At 67.8% G+C, this 5,269-nt stretch carries 5 protein-coding genes; all 5 read right to left on the minus strand.

The window, feature by feature from the left end:
* A partial coding sequence (locus AC3XYG_RS08340) for a DUF2252 family protein (protein WP_489139352.1) occupies positions 1 to 669 on the minus strand: 669 nt, incomplete at its 3' end.
* A 77-nt stretch (positions 670 to 746) separates the two neighbouring features.
* The gene (locus AC3XYG_RS08345; protein ID WP_489139353.1) at positions 747 to 956 is read right to left on the minus strand and encodes a formate dehydrogenase subunit delta; all 210 of its coding nucleotides are present in this window, start codon (positions 954 to 956) and stop codon (positions 747 to 749) included.
* Positions 953 to 1,795, minus strand: coding sequence for a formate dehydrogenase accessory sulfurtransferase FdhD (gene fdhD / locus AC3XYG_RS08350; RefSeq protein ID WP_489139354.1), 843 nt, complete (start codon positions 1,793 to 1,795; stop codon positions 953 to 955). The genes AC3XYG_RS08345 and fdhD overlap by 4 nt, the downstream gene beginning before the upstream one ends.
* Before the next feature lie 2 nt (positions 1,796 to 1,797).
* The gene (gene fdhF / locus AC3XYG_RS08355) at positions 1,798 to 4,644 is read right to left on the minus strand and encodes a formate dehydrogenase subunit alpha (protein ID WP_489139355.1); all 2,847 of its coding nucleotides are present in this window, start codon (positions 4,642 to 4,644) and stop codon (positions 1,798 to 1,800) included.
* Positions 4,645 to 4,656: 12 nt separating this feature from the next.
* Positions 4,657 to 5,269, minus strand: a 613-nt coding sequence (locus AC3XYG_RS08360) for an NADH-ubiquinone oxidoreductase-F iron-sulfur binding region domain-containing protein (protein ID WP_489139356.1), incomplete at its 5' end; no start/stop codon positions are given.

The raw sequence follows: 5,269 nt of genomic DNA on the forward strand, positions 1-5,269 counted from the left end.
CCGGGCGATCCCGACCCAGCGTGGGCGACCGAGGCTGCCGGCGCCGGCGGTGCGCCGGGCACATTTCTCGAGGGCCAACTTCGAATCGGGCATCGCGGCCACGAGCGCTCTGGCGTAGCGTCTTGGCGGTTGCCGCACGGCGGTGAGGACCTCCATCTTCGCCCAGAAACCTGCCCGTTCCTTCTCCGACACCTCGACCCGCTCGCGCAGCCACAGGTAGTCGCGGTCGAGCACGATAGCGTGGGGGTTGGCCAGACCCCTCGTGTAACCTTTGAGGATTTGCGCGCAGATATCCTCTTCGGTGTCGGCGCCAGCACGGCCGAGCACGGTGCTCACGGCGAGCCGCACGAGATCGAGCGCATAAGGCATTTCGGCGGCTTCGTCGAAATCGTTCACGCCCCAGATCAGGCGTCCCTCAGCATCCCGCCACAGCCCGAAATTGCCGAGATGGGCATCGCCGACCGAGACCACCGGCGGCGCGCCGAGCAGGTCGGGGCACAGCTCATGCACCGTCTCCGCCCAGCGAAAGCAGGTGGCGCGCAGGAAGATGAAGTCGCTTTCATCCATCTTGCGATGCTTGCGGTCGAGATCGGCCTGCACGAGTTGCCGGCCGAGCTGCTCACCGAGCCAGATTTCGTAGCGTTTGACCGACGCGGTGATAGACCCCATGGAGACCCCGGCATTGCCCGGCGGCCATCATAGTCAGCCGCGGCCCGGCGTCCATCCAGAGGTGCGGAGGCCCGTGGTTATCGCGGCAGGGTCTCGATCGCCTCGACCACCAGCGGGTTCAAGCTCTCGTCCTTCGCAGCGACATAGGCGCGGATCTGGTCCTTCATCCGCGGCTCCCAGAAATCCTTGATGTGCTTGCGCACCCCGGCCACCGCCTCGTCCTTCGGGTAGGACGAGAAGAAGATGGCGATCTGGTTCGCCATGCGGATGATCTTGTCCGAGCTCATGCCGCCTCGACCTTGGCTGGTAGCAATGGGGAGAAATCGGTGTAGGCGGTCATGCCGTCGCCGCGGGCGAAGGCGATCAGCGTCACCCCGGCCGCCTTCGCCGTGTCGATCGCCAGAGTGGTGGGCGCGGAGATCGCGACCAGCAGCGGGATGCCCGCGGCGGCCGTCTTCTGCACCATCTCGAAGCTGCAGCGGCTGGTGATCAGGCAGAAGCCCTGGCCACCGTCGATGCCGGCCCGCGCCAGGGCGCCGACCAGCTTGTCCAGCGCGTTGTGGCGGCCGACATCCTCGCGCACCAGCTGGATCCGCCCGCGGATGTCGACCCAGGCCGCGGCATGCACGGCGCCGGTGCGGCTGCGGACGTCCTGGAACCGGTCAAGATCGTCCAGCGCAGCGCGGATCGCCGCCCGCTCCACCGTGATCGGCTTCGGGCTTTGCCGCTTGCGGCCGTGCAGGGTGTCGAGATCGCTGGTGCCGCAGATGCCGCAGCCGGTGCGGCCGGTGTTGTTCCGCACCTTCTGCAGCATCTGCGTGAAGTGTTCGCCGCGCAGCGCCATCCGCACCTCGATGCCGCGCTCGTCATCGGCCACGATCTCCTGCACCGTCAGGTCGGACGGCGCTCCGGCCAGGCCTTCGGTCAGGCTGAAGCCGAGGGCGAAGTCCTCGAGATCGGCCGGCGACGCCATCATCACGGCGTAGGAGATGCCGTTGTAGACCAGCGCCACCGGCACCTCGGCTGCGACGGACTCCTCCACCGCCGTGACCCGGCCGTCCCGGGTCAGGCGCTGGGCCGGCAGCCGCTGGTCGGTCGCCGGAAGGTCGGTCGGGCGGAGAGCCATGGCTACTCCGCCGCGTCCCGCGGACGCTCGATCTGGATCGTCTTCTCGCGCAACTCGTGATAGCCGACCTGCCAGTCGGACATGTGGTTGACGCGCCGCACCTGCACCGCCGTCACCTTGTATTCCGGGCAGTTGGTGGCCCAGTCGGAATAGTCGGTGGTGACCACGTTGGCGCCGGTCTCGGCATGGTGGAAGGTGGTGTAGACGACGCCCGGCTGCATCCGTTCGGAGACTTTGGCCCGTAGGCTGGTCTCGCCGGAGCGGCTGTGCAGCGCCACCAGGTCGCCGTCGCGGATGCCACGGTTCTCAGCGTCCGCCGGATGAATCTCCAGCAGATCCTCGGCATGCCAGGCGATGTTGTCGGTGCGCCGGGTCTGGGCGCCGACATTGTACTGGCTGAGGATGCGCCCCGTGGTCAGCACCAGTGGGAAGCGCGGACCCGTGCGCTCCTCCGTCGGCACGAACTCGGTGATCATGAACCGGCCCAGGCCGCGGACGAAATGGTCGATGTGCATGATCGGCGTGCCCTCGGGCGCGTCGTCATTGCACGGCCACTGCACCGAGCCCAGTTCTTCCAGCCGCTGGTAGGACACGTTCTTGAAGGTCGGGGTGGTGCGGGCGATCTCGTCCATGATCTGGCTGGGATGGGTGTAGCCCATCTTGTAGCCCAGTGCCTCGGACAGCAGCATCGTCACCTCCCAGTCGGCATAGCCAGCCTTGGGCGGGGTGACGCGCCGGACACGACTGATCCGCCGCTCAGCATTGGTGAAGGTGCCGTCCTTCTCCAGGAAGGACGAACCGGGCAGGAAGACATGGGCGTAGCTGGCGGTCTCGTTCAGGAACAGGTCCTGGACGATGACGCATTCCATCGCCGCCAGCCCGGCCGTCACATGCTTCACGTCGGGGTCGGACTGGGCGATGTCCTCGCCCTGGACGTACAGGCCCTTGAACCCGCCCTCGACCGCGGCGTCCAGCATGTTCGGAATGCGCAGGCCCGGCTCGGCGGACAGGCTCGCGCCCCACAGATCCTCATAGAGGTGCCGGACTTCGTCGCCTGAGACATGGCGGTAGCCGGGGAACTCGTGCGGGAACGACCCCATGTCGCAGGAGCCCTGGACGTTGTTCTGGCCGCGCAACGGGTTCACGCCGACGCCGCGCTCGCCGATATTGCCGGTCAGCATCGACAGGTTGGCCATGCCCATGACCATGGTCGAGCCCTGGCTGTGCTCGGTGACGCCCAGGCCGTAATAGATAGCCGCCTTGCCGCCGGTGGCGTAGAGCCGCGCCGCCGCCCGCACCTCGGCCGCCGGTACGCCGGTCAGGCTTTCCACCGCCTCCGGCGAATGGCGCGGATCGGCGATGAACTGGGTCCAGCGCGAGAACTCGGCCAGGTCGCAGCGCTCGCGGATATAGTCGTCGGCCGCCAGCCCTTCGGTCACGATCACATGCGCCATGGCGTTGACCACGGCGACATTGGTGCCGGGCTTCAGCTGCAGATGGTGGTCGGCCTTGATGTGGGCCGACTTCACCAGGTCGATGCGGCGCGGGTCGATCACGACCAGCCGGGCGCCCTGGCGCAGCCGGCGCTTCATCCGGCTGCCGAACACCGGGTGGGCGTCGGTCGGGTTGGCGCCGATCACGACGATCACGTCGCTTTCGTCGACGCTGTCGAAATCCTGGGTGCCGGCCGAGGTGCCGAAGGCCTGGCCGAGGCCGTAGCCGGTCGGCGAATGGCAGACCCGGGCGCAGGTGTCGACATTGTTGTTGCCGAAGCCGGCACGGATCATCTTCTGGACGAGGTAGGTCTCCTCGTTGGTGCAGCGCGACGAGGTGATGCCGCCGATGGAATCCTTGCCGTAGGTGGCCTGGATCCGCTTCAGCTCCGACGCGGCATAGGAGATCGCCTCGTCCCACGACACTTCGCGCCATGGGTCGGTGATCTGCTTGCGGATCATCGGCTTGGTGATGCGGTCCTTGTGGGTGGCATAGCCCCAGGCGAAGCGGCCCTTGACGCAGCTGTGGCCGTGGTTGGCCTTGCCGTCCTTGTACGGCGTCATCCGCACCACCTCGGTGCCCTGCATCTCGGCGGTGAAGGCGCAGCCGACGCCGCAATAGGCGCAGGTGGTCACCACCGAATGCTCGGGCTGGCCGGCCTCGATGATGGTGTTCTCGATCAGGGTCGCGGTCGGGCAGGCCTGGACGCAGGCGCCGCAGGAGACGCACTCGCTCTCCTTGAAGCCGTCATCCTGGCCGGCCGAGACGAAGGAGGCGAAGCCGCGCCCGTCGATGGTCAGGGCGAAGGTGCCCTGCACCTCCTCGCACGCCCGGACGCAGCGCGAGCAGACGATGCATTTGGTCGGGTCGAAGGTGAAATAGGGGTTGGAAGTGTCCTTCTCGCCGGTCCGGTGGTTGGCCCCGTCATAGCCGTAGCGGACCTCGCGCAGGCCGACGACGCCGGCCATGTCCTGCAGCTCGCAATCGCCATTGGCGGCACAGGTCAAGCAGTCCAGCGGGTGATCGGAGATGTAGAGCTCCATCACGTTGCGCCGCAGCTTCGCCAGCTTCGGCGTCTGCGTCCGCACCTTCATGCCCGGCTCGACCGGCGTGGTGCAGGAGGCCGGAGTGCCGCGCCGCCCCTCGATCTCGACGACGCACAGCCGGCAGGAGCCGAACGGCTCCAGGCTGTCGGTCGCGCACAGCTTCGGGATCGTGGTCTCGATCTCCGCCGCCGCGCGCATCACCGAGGTGCCGGCGGGCACGGTCACGATCTCGCCGTCGATCTCCAGTGTCACCAGGCTCGGCGAGAGCCGGGCGGGGGTGCCGAAATCCTGTTCCGTCACGAGCGCCATGGGAGCGTTCCTTTATTCCGCAGCCTGCGCCGGAGCCGGCGCGCGGTCGAAATCATCGGGGAAGTGGGTCAGGGCGCTGAGCACCGGGTAGGGCGTGAGGCCGCCGAGGGCGCAGAGCGACCCGTCCAGCATGGTCTCACAGAGGTCTTCGATCAGCGTCAGATTGCGCCCAAGCTCACGCCCGCCGGTTTCGCGGTTGGCGATGATCTTGTCGATCGTCTCGACGCCGCGGGTCGAGCCGATGCGGCACGGGGTGCATTTGCCGCAGCTCTCGATGGCGCAGAACTCCATGGCGAAGCGGGCCTGGATCGCGAGGTCGACGCGGTCGTCAAACACCACGACGCCGCCGTGGCCGAGCATGCCCTTCTTCGCCGCCATCGATTCGTAGTCGAGCGGGGTGTCCAGCAGATCGTCCGGGAAATAGGCGCCGAGCGGGCCGCCGACCTGGACCGCGCGGAACGGCCGGCCGCTGGCGGTGCCGCCGCCATACTCCTCGATCAGCTCGCGCAGGGTCAGGCCGAAGGCGACCTCGATCAGGCCGCCGCGCTTGACGTTGCCGGCCAGCTGCAGCGGCTGGGTGCCGCGCGACCGGCCGGTGCCGTACTCCGCGTAGAAGGCGGCGCCC

This window comes from Inquilinus sp., from assembly GCF_057815775.1.

What these genes read in the sequence shown, in the direction of transcription:
- AC3XYG_RS08345 (WP_489139353.1), bottom strand. Translation starts at nt 956, where the DNA reads ATGAGCTCGGACAAGATCATCCGCATGGCGAACCAGATCGCCATCTTC.
- fdhD (WP_489139354.1), bottom strand. Translation starts at nt 1,795, where the DNA reads ATGGCTCTCCGCCCGACCGACCTTCCGGCGACCGACCAGCGGCTGCCG.
- fdhF (WP_489139355.1), bottom strand. Translation starts at nt 4,644, where the DNA reads ATGGCGCTCGTGACGGAACAGGATTTCGGCACCCCCGCCCGGCTCTCG.